The organism is Polaromonas sp. (genome assembly GCF_039930745.1).
Lineage (GTDB): Bacteria > Pseudomonadota > Gammaproteobacteria > Burkholderiales > Burkholderiaceae_C > Polaromonas.
Window position 1 is genome coordinate 20,880 of sequence record NZ_JBDTTH010000038.1, and the last position, 16,085, is coordinate 36,964.

Annotated in this window: 18 protein-coding genes; 12 read left to right on the forward strand and 6 right to left on the reverse strand. The window is 61.5% G+C overall.

From position 1 onward, the window contains the following. Positions 1 to 16: 16 nt before the first annotated feature. Positions 17 to 1,798, reverse strand: a complete 1,782-nt coding sequence (locus ABI660_RS13020) for an acetolactate synthase 3 catalytic subunit (protein ID WP_348068638.1) — start codon at positions 1,796 to 1,798, stop codon at positions 17 to 19. Between the two features lie 303 nt (positions 1,799 to 2,101). Here ABI660_RS13020 and ABI660_RS13025 point away from each other — a divergent pair, with 303 nt between their 5' ends. From ABI660_RS13025 to ABI660_RS13050, 6 genes are all read left to right on the forward strand, one after another. Beyond that, positions 2,102 to 2,668 (forward strand): RNA polymerase sigma factor, encoded by a 567-nt coding sequence (locus ABI660_RS13025; RefSeq protein ID WP_348068640.1) that lies wholly within the window; start codon positions 2,102 to 2,104, stop codon positions 2,666 to 2,668. Further along, a complete protein-coding gene (locus tag ABI660_RS13030; protein ID WP_348068642.1) occupies positions 2,665 to 3,093 on the forward strand; it encodes a DUF3619 family protein in 429 nt (142 codons plus the stop codon). Before ABI660_RS13025 ends, ABI660_RS13030 begins: the two co-directional genes overlap by 4 nt. Before the next feature lie 48 nt (positions 3,094 to 3,141). Then, complete coding sequence (locus ABI660_RS13035) at positions 3,142 to 3,831, forward strand: DUF3106 domain-containing protein (protein WP_348068644.1); 690 nt, start codon at positions 3,142 to 3,144, stop codon at positions 3,829 to 3,831. A 103-nt stretch (positions 3,832 to 3,934) separates the two neighbouring features. Beyond that, positions 3,935 to 4,456 carry an RDD family protein gene (locus ABI660_RS13040; protein WP_348068646.1) on the forward strand — a complete coding sequence of 174 codons (522 nt, stop codon included), beginning with the start codon at positions 3,935 to 3,937 and terminating at the stop codon, positions 4,454 to 4,456. Positions 4,457 to 4,523: 67 nt separating this feature from the next. Beyond that, positions 4,524 to 4,961, forward strand: a complete 438-nt coding sequence (locus tag ABI660_RS13045; protein WP_348068648.1) for a diacylglycerol kinase — start codon at positions 4,524 to 4,526, stop codon at positions 4,959 to 4,961. Then, the gene (locus tag ABI660_RS13050; RefSeq protein WP_348068650.1) at positions 4,958 to 5,545 is read left to right on the forward strand and encodes a TIGR00730 family Rossman fold protein; all 588 of its coding nucleotides are present in this window, start codon (positions 4,958 to 4,960) and stop codon (positions 5,543 to 5,545) included. Before ABI660_RS13045 ends, ABI660_RS13050 begins: the two co-directional genes overlap by 4 nt. A 147-nt stretch (positions 5,546 to 5,692) precedes the next feature. Here ABI660_RS13050 and ABI660_RS13055 read toward each other — a convergent pair whose 3' ends face one another. Further along, positions 5,693 to 6,031, reverse strand: coding sequence for a P-II family nitrogen regulator (locus ABI660_RS13055; protein ID WP_007869659.1), 339 nt, complete (start codon positions 6,029 to 6,031; stop codon positions 5,693 to 5,695). Between the two features lie 151 nt (positions 6,032 to 6,182). Beyond that, positions 6,183 to 7,868: an NAD+ synthase gene (locus ABI660_RS13060; RefSeq protein ID WP_348068652.1), complete on the reverse strand. Its 1,686-nt coding sequence runs from the start codon at positions 7,866 to 7,868 to the stop codon at positions 6,183 to 6,185. On the opposite strand from ABI660_RS13060, the gene ABI660_RS13065 reads away from it, so the two are divergent. From ABI660_RS13065 to ABI660_RS13080, 4 genes are all read left to right on the forward strand, one after another. Beyond that, entirely contained in the window at positions 7,867 to 9,243 is a 1,377-nt protein-coding gene (locus tag ABI660_RS13065) for a GNAT family N-acetyltransferase (RefSeq protein ID WP_348068654.1), read from the forward strand. The two genes, ABI660_RS13060 and ABI660_RS13065, sit on opposite strands and share 2 nt — an antisense overlap. 93 nt (positions 9,244 to 9,336) lie before the next feature. Next, on the forward strand, positions 9,337 to 10,167 hold the full coding sequence (locus tag ABI660_RS13070; protein WP_348068656.1) for a hypothetical protein: 831 nt from the start codon (positions 9,337 to 9,339) through the stop codon (positions 10,165 to 10,167). Then, positions 10,164 to 10,496 carry a hypothetical protein gene (locus ABI660_RS13075; RefSeq protein WP_348068658.1) on the forward strand — a complete coding sequence of 111 codons (333 nt, stop codon included), beginning with the start codon at positions 10,164 to 10,166 and terminating at the stop codon, positions 10,494 to 10,496. The genes ABI660_RS13070 and ABI660_RS13075 overlap by 4 nt, the downstream gene beginning before the upstream one ends. A 138-nt stretch (positions 10,497 to 10,634) precedes the next feature. Further along, the gene (locus ABI660_RS13080; protein WP_348068660.1) at positions 10,635 to 11,054 is read left to right on the forward strand and encodes a hypothetical protein; all 420 of its coding nucleotides are present in this window, start codon (positions 10,635 to 10,637) and stop codon (positions 11,052 to 11,054) included. On the opposite strand, the gene ABI660_RS13085 is transcribed toward ABI660_RS13080, so the two are convergent. Continuing rightward, entirely contained in the window at positions 11,047 to 11,718 is a 672-nt protein-coding gene (locus tag ABI660_RS13085) for a hypothetical protein (RefSeq protein ID WP_348068662.1), read from the reverse strand. The two genes, ABI660_RS13080 and ABI660_RS13085, sit on opposite strands and share 8 nt — an antisense overlap. Positions 11,719 to 11,891: 173 nt before the next feature. Continuing rightward, positions 11,892 to 12,407, reverse strand: a complete 516-nt coding sequence (locus ABI660_RS13090; RefSeq protein WP_348068664.1) for a hypothetical protein — start codon at positions 12,405 to 12,407, stop codon at positions 11,892 to 11,894. 305 nt (positions 12,408 to 12,712) lie between these two features. Between ABI660_RS13090 and ABI660_RS13095 the strand changes: the two genes are divergently transcribed. Together ABI660_RS13095 and ABI660_RS13100 are read left to right on the forward strand one after the other, a co-directional pair. After that, positions 12,713 to 14,404, forward strand: coding sequence for a wax ester/triacylglycerol synthase family O-acyltransferase (locus ABI660_RS13095; RefSeq protein ID WP_348068666.1), 1,692 nt, complete (start codon positions 12,713 to 12,715; stop codon positions 14,402 to 14,404). Continuing rightward, positions 14,328 to 15,155, forward strand: coding sequence for an alpha/beta hydrolase (locus ABI660_RS13100; protein ID WP_348068668.1), 828 nt, complete (start codon positions 14,328 to 14,330; stop codon positions 15,153 to 15,155). The genes ABI660_RS13095 and ABI660_RS13100 overlap by 77 nt, the downstream gene beginning before the upstream one ends. 121 nt (positions 15,156 to 15,276) lie before the next feature. Here the strand turns inward: ABI660_RS13100 and ppa are convergent, their stop codons facing one another. Beyond that, positions 15,277 to 15,813 (reverse strand): inorganic diphosphatase, encoded by a 537-nt coding sequence (ppa, locus tag ABI660_RS13105; protein WP_348068670.1) that lies wholly within the window; start codon positions 15,811 to 15,813, stop codon positions 15,277 to 15,279. Between the last annotated feature and the right edge of the window lie 272 nt (positions 15,814 to 16,085).

Below are 16,085 nucleotides of genomic sequence, written 5' to 3' on the forward strand. Positions count from 1 at the left end.
TGTGGTGGCGTGAGGCTTAGAGGTCTTCCGACCCCAGCAACATTTCAGTAATGCCCTTGCCGGCCTGCACCATTGGGAACACGTTTTCGGTAGGGTCCGTGCGAAAGTCCATGAACACTGTGCGGTCCTTGAGCTTTCGCGCTTCGCGAAGCGCTGGTTCGACGTCCTGCGGCTTTTCGATCAGCATGCCAACGTGGCCATAGGCTTCTGCCAGCTTGACGAAATTGGGAAGTGCGTCCATATAGCTGCTGCTGTAGCGGCCCTCGTAATCAATTTCCTGCCACTGGCGCACCATGCCCAGATAGCGGTTGTTCAGCGATACGATCTTGATAGGCGTGTTGTACTGCAGGCAGGTGGACAGCTCCTGAATGCACATCTGCACCGAGCCTTCGCCCGTGATGCAATAGACCTCGGAATCGGGCTTGGCCAACTTGATGCCCATGGCATAGGGAATGCCAACACCCATCGTACCCAGGCCGCCCGAGTTGATCCAGCGGCGCGGCTCGTCGAACTTGTAGTACTGCGCGGCCCACATCTGGTGCTGGCCGACGTCAGACGTGATGTAAGTGTCAGCGTCCTTGGTCATGTTCCAGAGCGTTTCCACCACATACTGCGGTTTGATCACGTCGCCCTTGCCCAAGCTGTACTTCATGCAGTCGCGAGCGCGCCAGGCTTCAATCGTTTCCCACCAGCCGCCCAGGGCGCCGCTGTCTGGCTTGAGGCCAGATTCCCTGATCATCGCGATCAACTCGGTCAGGACGTCCTTGACATCGCCAACGATGGGAATGTCCACCCTGACGCGTTTGGAAATGCTCGACGGATCGATGTCGATGTGGATGATCTTGCGTTCGTTCTGGGCGAAGTGCTTCGGGTTCCCGATGACACGGTCATCGAAACGTGCGCCGACGGCCAGCAGCACGTCGCAGTTCTGCATCGCGTTGTTGGCTTCGATGGTGCCGTGCATGCCCAGCATGCCGAGGAATTTCTTGTCGCTGGCCGGATAAGCACCCAGCCCCATCAAGGTGTTGGTGCAAGGGTAACCCAGCATATCCACCAGGGTACGCAGCTCCTGCGAGGCGTTGCTCAGCAAAACGCCACCGCCGGTGTAGATGTAAGGCCGCTTGGCTGTCATCAACAGCTGCAGCGCCTTGCGGATCTGCCCGCCATGGCCTTTGCGCACCGGGTTGTAGGAGCGCATCTCAACGGTTTGCGGATAGCCCGTGTACGGCACCTTGTTGAACGACACATCCTTGGGAATGTCCACCACCACCGGGCCGGGCCGCCCGCTGCGTGCGATGTGGAAAGCCTTCTTCAGGGTCTCGGCCATCTGGCGGGCGTCCTTGACCAGGAAGTTGTGCTTGACGATGGGTCGCGTGATGCCCACGGTGTCGCACTCCTGGAAAGCATCCAAGCCAATCGCGTGCGTGGGCACCTGGCCGGTGATGATCACCATCGGAATGCTGTCCATGTACGCGGTGGCGATGCCGGTGACCGCGTTTGTCACGCCCGGGCCGGAGGTAACAAGGGCCACGCCGACGTCGCCCGTGGCGCGCGCATAACCGTCGGCCGCATGCACGGCCGCCTGTTCATGGCGCACCAGGATGTGCTGAATCGATTCCTGCTTGTAAAAGGCGTCGTAAATGTGCAGCACGGCGCCGCCCGGGTAACCCCAGACGTGTTTGACGCCTTCGGCTTGCAGGGCTTTGATGAGGATTTCCGCGCCGCGAAGTTCTTGCGGGGTTGATGGGGCAGAAGCTGCCGCCGCTGCCGAAGCAAGTTCGGCCTTGTTGATTTCCATGATGAACCTTTGTGAATTTCTCTGACGAAATACCTTGGGTGCCTCTTCACCCACTCTTGTGGAGTAGCGTCGAGACTTGAGGCCAAAACCATGGGCGGAAACATATCCCGCCGAGCCATGACCCGTTTGCTGTTTGAATTGCAAGTCGCATTATGGCATCAGGCGATGGCCATTGGCAGGGGAAAACCGAAAAAGTCCGGCTATATGCCTCTCCTTAATGCGATAATTTTCCAGATTCGGGTGCTTCCACGGCGCCCGCGAGCACAACAATGACGGCGCTGGGATAAATCGGGACTTCAACCCTTGGCAACTGAACAAGAACTTTCCGATTTCCTGAAAAACGTTGAAAAACGCGCTTTCAAGCGCAGCGTCTACCACGTGCGTGACGACGAGGCCGCACTCGATATCGTTCAGGACAGCATGATGAAGCTGGCCCAGCACTACGGCGACAAGCCGGCGGCCGAATTGCCCATGCTGTTCCAGCGCATCCTGTCGAACACGACGCTCGACTGGTTCCGCCGCCGCAAGACCCGCAACGCCCTGTTTTCCAACATGAGCGACTTCGAATCCGCCGGGGATGACGGAGATTTCGATTTACTGGAAACTTTGGAGACCCATGGCAACTCTGAGGGAACGGAGAGCGCCCAGGACGCCACCGAACGGGCTCAGATCTTGCGGGAAATTGAAATCGAGGTCAGAGAGCTTCCCGGCCGTCAACGGGAAGCGTTTCTGATGCGTTACTGGGAAGAGTTGGACGTGGCCGAAACGGCTGCTGCTATGGGTTGCTCCGAAGGCAGCGTGAAAACACATTGCTCCAGAGCCGTTCATGCACTCAGCAAGGCCTTGTCAGCCAAGGGAATAAAACTATGAATCATTCACCGCGAAACCGCACCGAGATACTGCAAGACCGCTATGGCCTGAAAACGGCCTCCTACCTGTCCGCTGGCGCCGCCGACCTTCCCTACGATATTTCCGAGCGCCTGCGTGCCGCGCGCGTTCAGGCCGTTTCCATGCGCAAGCTTGTCAAAATACACGCCGCGCCGGTGACAGCCGGCACAGGAACCGGCTCGACGCTGACCTGGGGCTCAGACGAGGGTTTCAGCTTTTGGGGCCGGATTGGCTCGGTGGTGCCGCTGATTGCCCTGGTTGTGGGGCTGCTTGTCATTAATTCCCTGCAAACCGACAGCTTCGTCAATGAACTGGCCGAAGTGGACTCCGCCCTGCTGACCGATGACTTGCCGCCCGCCGCCTTCTCGGACCCCGGGTTTCTGCAGTTCCTCAAAACCAGCCTCTGAAGGCCGGAACCGGCTGCCCTGCCTACCCCAACGACTGAGCTGATGACCGTGCCAATCACCCCCCTGCCTGCACAGAGGCTGAACCCTGCCGCCCTGACCCTGACCGGAGGGCTGCTGGTGGGCCTGCTGCTTGCCCTCTTCGCGAACGGGACAAACGCCCAGACAACAGGGCTGGCCTCCGCGCCGCCCACTCCGCCCAAAACAGTGGTAGCACAGGCCACCTCGAGTCCCGCTTGGGCCGAGCTTAATGCGGCACAACGGGAAATTCTGAAGCCGCTGGCTTCCACCTGGCCCGCCCTGAGCCAGGGCCACAAGCGCAAGTGGCTGCAAATGGCCAAAAGCTACCCGACCCTGTCCGCAGACGAGCAGGTCAAGATGCAAGGTCGCATGAAGGAGTGGGTTGCACTCACGCCCCAGCAGCGCGCCCAGGCCCGGCTTAATTTTGCGAAAACCAAAGAGCTGTCCCAAGAGTTGAGCGCTGAGGAAAAACAAGCCAAATGGCAGGCCTACCAGGCGCTCAGTGACGAAGAAAAACGAAAACTTGCCGCCAAGGCCCCACGCCGCCCGGTGGGTGCCGCGCCGGCCGCCAAACCGGTTGCGCCGCAAAAACTGGCAACCGTGCCAGCCCGCGCGGACAAGCAAAAGGGCAAACCAGCCCCTAAAATGGCGGTTTCGCAACCAGTCACAGACCAGCCCGGCGCAGCACCCGCAGCGACAACGGACTCCACGCCGCAGTAGCACGCAAGCTTCCTTGGTCCAACCAAGCGGGTGGAACTGAGGCAAAACCGGTGTCGTTCAGGCATGGTGTTGCGGTGCCCGTCCGTCCTCATTTGAACCCTCCTTGACAGCCCTCCACGCCGCCTCCCTCCCTACCCCCTCACTTCGGCGGCGCATGGCCTGCTGGCTTTATGAGGGCATGCTGATGTTTGGCGTTGTGTTTATTGCCGACTACCTGTTCAGCACCTTGAGCCAGACGCGCAACGCCATGGACAACCGCAACGCCCAGCAAGCTTTCCTGTTCGTGGTGTTCGGCATCTATTTCGTCTGGTTTTGGGCCAAAGGGCAGACTCTGGCCATGAAAACCTGGAACATCCGGCTGACCGACCTGCAGGGCCGCGCCGTGAGCCAGAAACGTGCTTTTGTGCGCTACGCCCTGAGCTGGCTCTGGTTTTTGCCGCCGCTGGCACTGAGCTGGCTACTGGGCCTGGACGTTCGGCAAGCCCTGGTACTGGCCGGTGGCTGGATTGCGATCTGGGCTATCCTGTCGCGCTTTCATCCGGACCGTCAGTTCTGGCACGACGCGCTGGCCGGCACCCGGCTGGTCTCCAGCCCGCCCCTCATGGCCCCAGGCAAAACCGCCTGATTCCCAGGCAGCACCCCTCATGCAAGAGCCGCGTCAAACTGCCACACAGCCGCGCCACAATCGGGCCATGCCTCCATCCTCCTCCTCTGACCCACTCCAGGCTTATCCGGCAGTGAGCGCCGAAGCCCCCGTCAACCCACAAAAAGACCGCAAGGGCCTGAACCGCGTCTGGCACGCGCTGGGTTATTCGGTGGCCGGCCTGCGTGCCGGCTGGCAGGAAACGGCCTTTCGCCAGGAAGCCATCGCCTCGCTGGCGCTGGTGCCTGCTGCTGTCTGGCTGGGCCGCAGCTGGGTCGAAACCGTGCTGCTGGCCGGCTCCGTCATCCTGGTGATGATCATCGAGTTGCTCAACACCGGCATAGAAACCGCCATCGACCGCATCGGCCCCGAATGGCACGACCTGTCCAAACGCGCCAAGGACATGGGCAGCGCTGCCGTGCTGCTGAGCCTGCTGCTGTGCACCGGCACTTGGGCCCTGGCCTTGTTCCAGAGGTTTTTTACATGACGCCGGCCTTCTCGGTTTGCGTTTATTGCGGCTCGCGACCGGGCGTCGATCCTCTCTTTGCAGAAACAGCACGCCGGGTCGGCACATGGATCGGCGAACACGGCGGCCAGCTGGTGTATGGCGGTGGTCGCAACGGCCTGATGGGCATCGTCGCCGACGCCACACTGGCGGCCGGCGGACGTGTGATTGGCGTCATTCCGAAGGCGCTGGTGGAAAAAGAATGGGCCCACACAGGCTGTACCGAGCTGCATATTGTGGACACCATGCATGAGCGCAAACGCATCCTGGCCGAACATGCCGACGCGTTTTTGTCGCTACCCGGCGGCATAGGCACGCTGGAAGAGTTTTTTGAGGTCTGGACCTGGCGCCAGCTGGGCTACCATGCCAAGCCCGTAGGCCTGCTTAACCTGAACGGCTACTACACCGAGCTGCTGGCATTTCTGGCCTCATCGGTCAAAAGCGGCTTCATGAGCGACTGGCAAATGGAGCTGATCCATGTCGGCGCCGCCGTGGAACCCTTGTTGCAACAACTGGTAGAAGCCGCCGGCATGGCGCCGCAAGGCCAGCGGCTGGATCAGATCTAACGCAATTACACGCGGGCCACGGGCCGTCTTTGCCATCCAGGGTCGCGGGTCCGGCTCTGCCGGCCCGCAGGTGCAGCGGCCCCACTCTTCCAGTGCAAGGGGCAGGGAGCCGCCGCAGGCTCGAAGTGAGCGACCGTGGGGCCCTATTCAGACCGCCGCTTCGTCTTCCTCGCCGGTGCGGATACGCACCACCCGCTCAACGCTGGTGATGAAAATCTTGCCGTCGCCGATCTTGCCGGTGCGGGCAGCGCGCACGATAGCGTCCACGCAGCGCTCCACATCCTCGGTTTTGACCACCACTTCCACCTTGACCTTGGGCAGGAAGTCCACCACGTACTCGGCACCACGGTACAGCTCGGTGTGGCCCTTCTGGCGGCCAAATCCCTTGACTTCGGTCACGGTCAGGCCGGTCACGCCGCATTCGGCCAAGGCTTCACGGACTTCTTCGAGCTTGAAAGGTTTGAGGACGGCTGTAATTTGTTTCACTGACTATCTCCGTTAGTTATAAAAATAGAGCCCCCACGCTTTTCACTCCGTGTAATACGCTGCCCCCTAAGGGGGCGCTGCGCCTGCGGCCCGGCAGAGCCGGTTCCGCGGCCCCTGCTGGTTTGGGAAAGGGACATCCTGTGCTTTTTGCCTATAGAAATTTGTTGGTAATAGGATAGCGCCAATCCTTGCCGAAACTCCGGTGGCTAACCCGGATGCCGACCGGCGCCTGCCGCCGTTTGTACTCGTTGATCTTGATCAGCCGCGTGACACGCTCGACCACCGCGCGGTCAAAGCCTGCGGCGATGATGTTCTCTATGCTTTCGTCGTTCTCCATGTAGCGCTGCAGAATCGCGTCCAGCACCTCGTAAGGCGGCAGGCTGTCCTGGTCGGTCTGGTCGGCACGCAGCTCGGCGCTGGGCGGACGCGTGATGATGCGCTCCGGAATCGGGTTGCTGCCGGTGCCGTAGGGGTCATTCTGATTGCGCCACTCGGCCAGGCGGAACACCGTGGTTTTCAGCAAATCCTTGATCACCGCAAAGCCGCCGGCCATGTCGCCGTACAGCGTGCAGTAACCCGTGGCCATCTCGCTCTTGTTGCCGGTCGTCAGCACGATGGAGCCGAACTTATTGGACAGCGCCATCAAAAATACACCGCGGATGCGCGCCTGGATGTTTTCCTCGGTGGTGTCTTCCGGCAGCCCTTTGAACTCGCCGGCCAGCGAGGCCTTGAAGGCTTCGAACTCCGGAACAATCGAAATCTCGTCGTAGCGCACCTTCAAACGCGCCGCCATCTCGCGCGCGTCGATCCAGGAAATATCGGCCGTGTAGGGCGAAGGCATCATGACGGTGCGCACCTTGTCGGCGCCAAGTGCGTCCACCGCAATCGCCAGCACCAGCGCCGAGTCGATGCCGCCCGACAGGCCCAGAAGGGCGCCGGGGAAGCCGTTTTTACCAAGGTAGTCGCGCACACCCAGCACCAGCGCGTCCCACAGGTCCGCTTCGGCGCTTCGCTCCGGCTCGATGTTTGCTACCAATTCAATAGCTGACCGTCCCCGCTGGGCGTGGGCTACAAACAGATTTTCCCTGAAACTTTCAGCCCGACCGGCGAGTGCACCATCGGCCTGCAGGGCAAACGAATGCCCTTCAAAAACGATTTCATCCTGCCCGCCAACCAGGTGGGCATAAATCATGGGAAGACCCGTTGCCAGCACGCGTTCACGCATCATCAGCTCGCGCTCGCCGCCCTTGCCAACGTGGAAAGGCGAGGCATTGATCACCGCCAGCAGCTCGGCGCCCGCCTCCTTCGCCAGGCGCGCCGGTTCCTCGAACCAGGCGTCTTCGCAGATCAGCAGCCCGACGCTGACGGCATCCTCGCCCTCGCCCGCCTCAAACACGCAGGTGCCCTGCCCCGGCGCAAAATAACGCCGTTCGTCGAACACTTGGTAATTGGGCAGCTCCCGCTTGGCGTAGGTTTCAAGAATGCGTCCTTCGCGCAATACCCGGGCGGCGTTGTGGCGCTGTTGCACTGCCACGCTTTTGGTGCGAAAGCCTTTGCCGTTGTCACCATGGGTGGGCGTGCCCACCACCACGGTGAGCCCTTTTAACCCGGCGAGCTCGCGGGCCACCAGATTCACGGCATCATCACAGGCTTCAATGAAAGAACGGCGCAGGAACAGGTCTTCGGCGGCGTAGCCGCAAATCGCCATCTCGGGCGTGAGCAGCAGCCGCACACCGTCGACATAGGCCCTGCGGGCGGCTTCAATGATTTTTTGAGCGTTGCCCGGCATGTCGCCAACGCAATAGTTCAACTGGGCAACGCAGATTTTGAGAGTCATGAAAAAGAAAAATACGGTTGGTGCTGTGGCTGAAAACGATTATGTCATTCGTGTGCTGGACTCGCCTGGCCAGGTCGATGCTGTCGGCTGGAATGCCCTGCTGGCGCTACAGGAATCGGGCGGTGAGCTGAACCCCTTCATGCGCCACGAGTACCTCGCCGCCATGTTTGAAAGCGGCAGCGCCACGCCGGCCACCGGCTGGACGCCACGTTTTGTCACGCTCTGGGAGGGCTCGCAGCTCACAGGCGCCTGCGCCCTGTATCTCAAGAATCATTCTTACGGCGAGTACGTGTTCGACCACGCCTGGGCGAACGCCTACCACCAGCACGGCTTGCTCTACTACCCCAAGGCACTGGTAGCGCCGCCTTTCACGCCCGTGCCCGGCCCGCGCCTGCTGGCACGCGATGCCGCCACCCGCACACTGCTCGTCCAGGCGCTGGTGGCCTGGTGCGGGGAGGAGGAACTGTCGTCGCTGCACCTGCTGTTCACCAGCGATGCGGATGTGGCGGCGTGTGAGGAGGCGGGCCTGATGCTACGGCACAACGTGCAATTCCATTGGTCCAATAGAGCCCCCACGCTTGTCACTTCGTGTACCTCCGGCGTTGCGCTGCCCCTTGCACAAGAAGGGGCGCTGCGCCTGCGGCCCGGCAGAGCCGGTTCCGCGGCCCCGGCTGGTGAAGACGCCGCGACCAACGGTTTGGCTAGTACTCGCCCCTTCCGCGACTTCGACGACTTCCTGATGTCGCTGAGTCATGACAAACGCAAGAAGATCCGCCAGGAGCGGCGCAAGGTCCTTGATGCCGGCGTCCGCTTCCGCTGGTCGCTGGGAAAGAATATTTCCACGAGCGACTGGGACTTCTTTTACAGCTGTTACGAGCGCACTTATTTCGAACACGGCAACGCTCCTTACCTGAGTCGCGACTTCTTCCAGCGTATGCAGGACACCATGCCGGAGAACTGGCTGCTGTTTGTGGCCGAACGCAACGGCCGCCCTATTGCTACGAGTTTGATAGCTGTCAGACCAAACGGGGTAAGGGCTGCAGGCCAATTTGATGCTCAAACCACAGCAGGAATCGCCTACGGCCGCTACTGGGGCGCCATCGAACGCGTGGACTGCCTGCACTTCGAAGCCTGTTATTACCAGCCACTGCAGTGGTGCATTGAGCACGGCTATCAGCGCTTCGAGGGCGGCGCCCAAGGTGAGCACAAAATGGCGCGCGCCCTGCTGCCGGTCAAGACCACCAGCGCCCACTGGCTTGCGCACCCGGCCTTTGCAGATGCGGTCGAGCGGTTCCTCGAACGGGAAGGCGAAGGCATTGCCGGCTACATGGAAGAGCTGGAAAGGCGCAACCCGTTCCGGCAGGTGCGGCCATGAAAATTGCTACTGTATTAATAGCTGTCTGCGCCCGACCCATCAGGGCTGGAGGCGAATTTGTTATGCAGATCTTCCTGCTTTAAGCTCGTGCCAATGTCTGCGTCCCCCCCTTTGCCTACGCGTTCCGACGTGACTGCGGCCGAAGCCCCGCCCACCACTTTGGGCCGCGCCCATGCCCGCCGTCTGCGCGAGATTTACCGCTCGGCCGGCTGGCCGTGCCAGGACCTGCTCGAGATCGAACTGCTGGCCGCCGGCCTGCTGGAGCGTGTCGCCGGCCCGGGTGGCCACGAAACCTTGCGGGTGACCCATGCCGGCATCAGCTGCCTGGCGAGCGCGCTGGTGCGCAACCGGGCGGCCCTGTCCGCGCACGAAGCCCTGGTGGAACGTGTGGCCTGCGAAATGGTGCGTGCCGGCCGCATTGCATGGCGCGGTTTGGGCCTGCGCGCGCAGTTGCCGCCGCTGGCGGAAGGTGGTGCGGTGCGCTGGTGCATGGCGCGGCCCGACGTGTTTTCGATCCGCAATACCTCGGTGGAATCCTACGTGGACCCGGTCGTCCACGAGATCAAGGTGCGCCGCTCCGACCTACTGGGTGATTTGAGGCGCCCCGAAAAACGCAGCGCCTACCTCGACCTGGGTGGTGAGTGCTGGTACGTACTGGGCTGCGACGCCAGGGGCCAGCCCATCGCCAGCGCCGATGAAATTCCACCCGAGTGCGGTGTGATGCAGCTGGAGGGCAGCCAGCTGGTGGTAGCCCGCGCCGCACCAAGACGTACGCGCCGGCAACTGCCCTTTGGCGTGTGGATCGCCCTGGCCAAGGCCACGCCGGTGGCCGGATTGAGGGATGATGAACAAGGCCTGCTCGGTGGAACCGAAAGCGAAACCGACGCCGGCCCGCCTGGACAACTTGAGCAAGGACTGCCATGACCCACAACACAGATCCCTCCCCGGACAACTACCGGGTCCACCTCGTCGAATGCCCCGATCTCAGCGACGGCGAGCGCGGCGCCGCAGAACTGCGTTTTCGCATGGCGCTTGAATTTGCCCTGGGCGGGCCCGACGAAGTCCTGCCCACCCTGCAGGCTTACATGCTGGTCCACTCGCTCAATGAGGAACTCCCGCTCGGCAAGGACTCCGAAGCGGAAGAACAGGTCATCGCGCTGTGGGAGAACGCCGAAACAGACGCCATCCTGGCCGCGTTCCGTCCACTGGGCAAGGACATGGGTGATGCGCGCTTCGAAATCGTGCCCCTGTAAGCCCTGCCCGGCCCATGACCCCGAACCGTTTATAGAGTCAGTACCCCATGTTCGAGGGGTGACAAAACCAGTCTTGATCCCCTAGCATGGGATGTTCAAGCTGCAGACGCTGCGCACCCCCACAAAGGACACCCAGATTTGACGCCCCTGCCACCAGACATCCTCTCGGCCATCACCGCCCGGGTCCAGAGCGACTGGCCCAGCGACCCCGCCATGCAGCGGCACCTGATCGACAGGCAGGCATCAGCCTACGTTCAGCTCGTCCACGCCTGTGAGGCCATGGAAAAAAACGAATATTCCGCCCAGATCATCGACTTTGCATGCACCAGCTGGCCCGATGACTACGAAATGGCGCTGCACACCCTGAAACGGCAACTGGCGTCGAGCAAGGCGTTTTTTGAATATACGCGGCCAACCGTGCCCGCAGAAGTCCTGCAGCAGCTCAAGGAAAAAACCTTTGAAGAGTGGCCGGGCGACTACGAGATGAAATTGCACGTGCTGGAGACCGAACTGGACGCGTGGCTGAAGACCAACCGCGTTCAATTGGACCTTAGATAGCGGACTCCGGCCGTGGCGAGGTGCGCGGCACCGGCAGGGACTCCCCCGGGAAAAGTACCTCCACGGTGTAGGCCGGGTCCCGCGACCACTTCTGCTCCTTGATAAGCCATTGCATGACGAACTCCCGCACCGTCTGGCGTGCCGGTTCGGTCACCAGTTGCCGGTAAGCCGGCGACTGGGCTCGCTTTTCCAGCTCGGGCGTCATCGACCGGGCCAGCGCTGCCAGGTTGTCGTGCTTGTTCAAGCGCGCCCAGCCGTTTTGCGTGTACATCTGCATGGCCGAGGTGTCAAAGGCCACGGGCAGGCTGGGTTTGATCGCCGGCGCCTGGACGATGCAGGTCTTGTCGCGAATCACCACGCGCCATTCTCTCGCAAGCTCAATGTGGTAGCGGTAATGCACCGGCGCCTGGATGTGCGACACCGTGGTTCCCAGGTGAATGCCCCAGAACTCCCGGGTGTCCGACCGCGTGAAACGCTCCTGAGCCATCACCGTCGCCACCTCCAGCAAGCCCCCTTCGGTGCGAATGACCACCGGCACCTCAGGCGCGCTCACCGTGGTTTCAATGCGCGTGTCTTTGCCGGAAGAATAAACATGCCAGGCGGCCCATGCCGCCAAGACCAGCATAAGCAGGATCGCGCTGATGGAGCGAATGTTGATTTTCATGAAGGAGGTCTCTTTGCCGCCGCAGCGGATGAAAATCAATTATGAGCCGCATCCTTGCGTAGCGCAGTGCCCCGAAAACCGGAGCTTTACGCCCCCGCCACGCTAATCCCGGCGCAGACACGAAGCTTTCTGATACGGCAAGCCGGCAACGAATCCGGCCGCATCAAGCGCCATCAGGCGTTGATTCCGCTCTGCTCGCGATTCTGATTCTGAACCACCTGGGCGGCGAGCTGCAACCTCAGCATTTTCTCAAGCGCCGGCGAGGGTGTGGTCGGATCCGGCGTCTGAAAAAAGCCCAGAATATTCCTGCCAACTTGCATGGGTGTGACCAGCAGCCCCCACGGAAAACCCCACCAGCCCAGCAACACGGAGAACACCGCGTCGCCGACTTTTCGCTTCGATCCGCAGCTTTGGCAACTGATCGCGGGACGACTCGACCAGGACGTCATCAGCAATGCTGACCACACTCGGTAGGACGTGTGCACATCCACCGGCCCCTGGCCATCACAGGCGGGACAATTGCCGCGGTGCACCCGCGCGACGAAGCCATCGACATCCCGCTGCGGAATCTGGTTCGCCAGACTCATGAGAAAGCCCCGCTGTTCGCACTCTGCATTGCAGAATCTGAGGTCTCCCTGCTTTTTGCCGCCGAACAGGATGGTTGTATTGCAGTAAGCGCAGGATGCCATGGATAAAACTCCCCGTGTGTTTGTTTTCGTTGTCCGCCGGCATTTCGCCAGCCGGCGAATTTTAAGGTGATATCGGGGTTGAAAGAGGCCGAGCCCACAACACTTCTGCGCCAGTGCGGGAAAACCACTTCTCCAAATCACGACAGCAACTCCGCCAGCCCATGAGCGCCGGGGCAAACGGAAAGTCACTCCCCCACATCGCATGCAAGTGCCTCAACCATCCAGGACGCCCCGGCAAACCCTAGTGCGGAGGCATCCCGCGCTCGGTTAAGGTCGGTCAAGGAAATTGCAGGAGATATCACCCGATGAAAACCCTCACCGGCCTGGACGCGACCTTTCTCTATCTTGAAACCCCCGAAATGCCCATGCACGTGGGTTCGTTCAACCTGTGCGAGCTGCCCGCGGGTTTCAGGGGCAGCTTTCACAAGGCCGTGAAAAGCCACATCGCCAGGCGCATGCACCTGGCGCCGGTGTTCAGCCGCAAGCTGGTGTTCATGCCTTTTGACCTGGGCCATCCGCTTTGGATCGAGGCCGAATCGGTGGATATCGACTTTCACGTGCGGCGCGTGCCCTGCTCCGCGCAAAAACCCATGAGCCTGGCGCAGGCGCACACCATGGTGGCCAAACTGCACAGCGAGCTGATAGACCGGGCTTACCCCTTGTGGGAGTTTTATGTGTTTGACGCGATCAAACTGCCTTCGGGCGAACGCGTCGCCGGGTTTTTTTCGAAGATCCACCACGCCGCGCTGGACGGCAAGGGCGGCGTGATGCTGGCCAATGCCATATTGGACATCGGACCGGTGCCGCGAGAGGTGCCGCCGCCCGACCTGGCGCGGCGCGGCAAAACGGAAGCCGACCTGAAAATCGGAAAAATGATCGGTTCGGTGTTTTCCAACTCGCTGGCCCAAGTGGCTAAACTGGCCAAGTCCCTGCCCGCAGCCGCGAGCACCCTGGGCAGCACGCTGGCCCGGCAGTCGCTGCAGGGCGCCGGCGGCCGGCCCAAAATGCCCATGAAGCTGGCGCCCAAAAGCCCGTTCAACACCGCCGTCACGCAGGGCCGCGTGTTTGTTGCCGCCACCGTGCCGCTGGCCGAATGCAAGGCCATGGGCAAGGCGGTTGGCGGCAGCTTCAACGACGTAGCGCTGTGGATCTGCTCGACAGCGCTGCGAAGCTACCTCGCGCAACATGGCAGTGTGTCCACAAAATCCCTGGTGGCAGCCATGCCAGTGTCGCTGCGCGAAGCCGGGGCCAGTGATGCCACCGACCTCGGCAACCAGGTCAGCATGAGCCTGGTGGAGCTGGGCACACACATCGCCCACCCGCTCAAGCGCATGAACGCCATCATGGCCTCAACGGCCAAGGTCAAGACCTCGATGCAAAGCCTCAAGGGCCTGCTGCCGACCGACTACCCTTCGCTGCTGGCGCCTTGGCTGGTCGGCGGCGCCGGAAAAGCAGCACTCAATGCCTACGGCAAAACCGGGTTGGCCAGCCGCCTGCCCATGGTCGCCAACCTGGCCATCTCCAACGTGCCCGGCCCGCCGGTGCCGCTGTACCTGGCCGGCGCCAGAATGCTCACGTTTCACCCGCTGTCCATCGTGCTGCACGGGCTGGCGCTCAACATCACCATCCAGACCTACGCTGGCCATGTGGACTTCGGCATCGTCGCCGGCAAAAAGGCTCTCCCGCATGCGCAGGACCTGGTCAAAGCGATTGAAGATGCTTTCCGCCAGGCTCAAGTACTCGTGGGAACCGGAGCACCTACCGCTACGGCGCCGAACGCGGCAGCAACCCCGGGAAAGCCTCCTGGAACACGTGTCGCTTCAGCGACGCCTTTAGGGAAGCCTCCCTCTGTGAAGCGCGCAGCCAGCCCCAAGATAACTTCCATCAAGAAAAAAGCAAACCTATCCGATGTTTCCAACCATGGCACAACCCGCACCCAGCCCGTCAGCAGCAAAGCAAAACCCAAAGCAGGACCTGCACGACGGTCCGCCGCCTAACGCCTGGCTGCTGGCGCTGGAACTGCGTGCCTTCTGGGAGGCCGGCGCACTGTTGCCCGCGTGGCCGGTGCTGGCCAGGGCGCCCCGCGGCGACGGCCACAGCGTGGTGGTGTTTCCCGGCCTGTCGGCGAATGACGGTTCGACCATCCCGCTGCGCCGCTACCTGGACTCCCTGGGTTACCAGACCAGCGGCTGGGAACAGGGCTTTAACTTTGGCCCGCGCGCCGGCGTGCTTGAAACAGCCAGGACGGGCGTCCGGCGGGCTTTTGAAAGCAGCGGCCGCAAAGTCAGCCTGATCGGCTGGAGCCTTGGCGGTGTGTATGCACGGGAGCTGGCGAAAGAGCTGCCGCAGATGGTGCGCGGCGTGATCACCCTGGGCACGCCCTTTGCGGGCTCGCACCGCTCGACCAACGCCTGGCGCATCTACGAGCTGGCGAGCGGCCGCAAAGTGGAGCGCGAGGTCGAAAACTACGACCTGCCGGTTGCGCCGCCCATGCCGACCACCAGCATTTATTCGCGCAGCGACGGCATCGTTGCCTGGCAGGGCAGCATCCAGAAGCCCTCGCCGCTCAACCCGCAGACCGAAAACGTCGAAGTCATTGCCAGCCACGTCGGCCTGGGCCTCAATCCCAGCGCCTGGTGGGCCGTGGCCGACCGCCTGGCGCGAGGCGAAGGCAGCTGGCAGCCGTTCGAGCGCAAGGGCACGTTTTTACACGGCCTGATTTACCCGGACCCGGCACGCGCGGCCTGACAAACTGAGCTTTCCATAAAGAGAGCGCCTGCAGCTCACGCTACAGGCGCTCTGTTTTTGATAGCTATTTGCGCCCGACCAGCAAGGGCTGGAAGCCTAAAATGCTTGAAAATTCAGCGTTTCAGGAGTGCTCCTTCTGGTAGTTGGCAATGCCGTCCATGATTTCCTTGGCGGCCGCTTCCGGGCCTTCCCAACCCTGAACCTTGACCCATTTGCCTTCTTCCAGGTCCTTGTAGTGCTCAAAGAAGTGGGCAATGGTTTTCAGGCGCAACGGGTTCATGTCTTCAGGTTTTTGCCACTGGGTGTAGAGCGAGCACTTTTTGTCGATGGGCACGGCGAGCACCTTGCCGTCTTCGCCGGCTTCGTCGGTCATCTTCAGGATGCCGATGGCGCGGCAGGTCACCACCACACCAGGAATCAGCGGCACCGGCGTGATCACCAGCACGTCCACCGGGTCGCCGTCGCCGCTGAGCGTTTTGGGCACATAACCGTAGTTGGTGGGGTAATGCATGGACGTGCTCATGAAGCGGTCCACAAAAATGGCGCCGGACTCCTTGTCCACTTCGTACTTCACGGGGTCGGCATTCATCGGGATTTCAATGATCACGTTGAATGCGTCGGGGGCGTTTTTGCCGGGGGTAACTTTATCGAGGGACATGGTCTCTTTGCGTTGGAGTAATGAAAAAGTAGAGTGATCGTTGGTATTTACCCTCATTTTACTGATTCACACCTGACGCTTCGCGAAGTTGTCACGTTTTGGCGTTAAATTTCGAGAGTTGGCCAATCGTCTCCACGCATGTTGAGAGCAACGAGGAAGCAACGCAGCGGAGGTGCCGCTAGCGTGGCACCCCCTCCAAGCGAAAAACAACGTAGGAGATTTCTCTATGACAGGTAACTCAGCGCTCATTCTTGCGCTCGTCTGCGGACTGG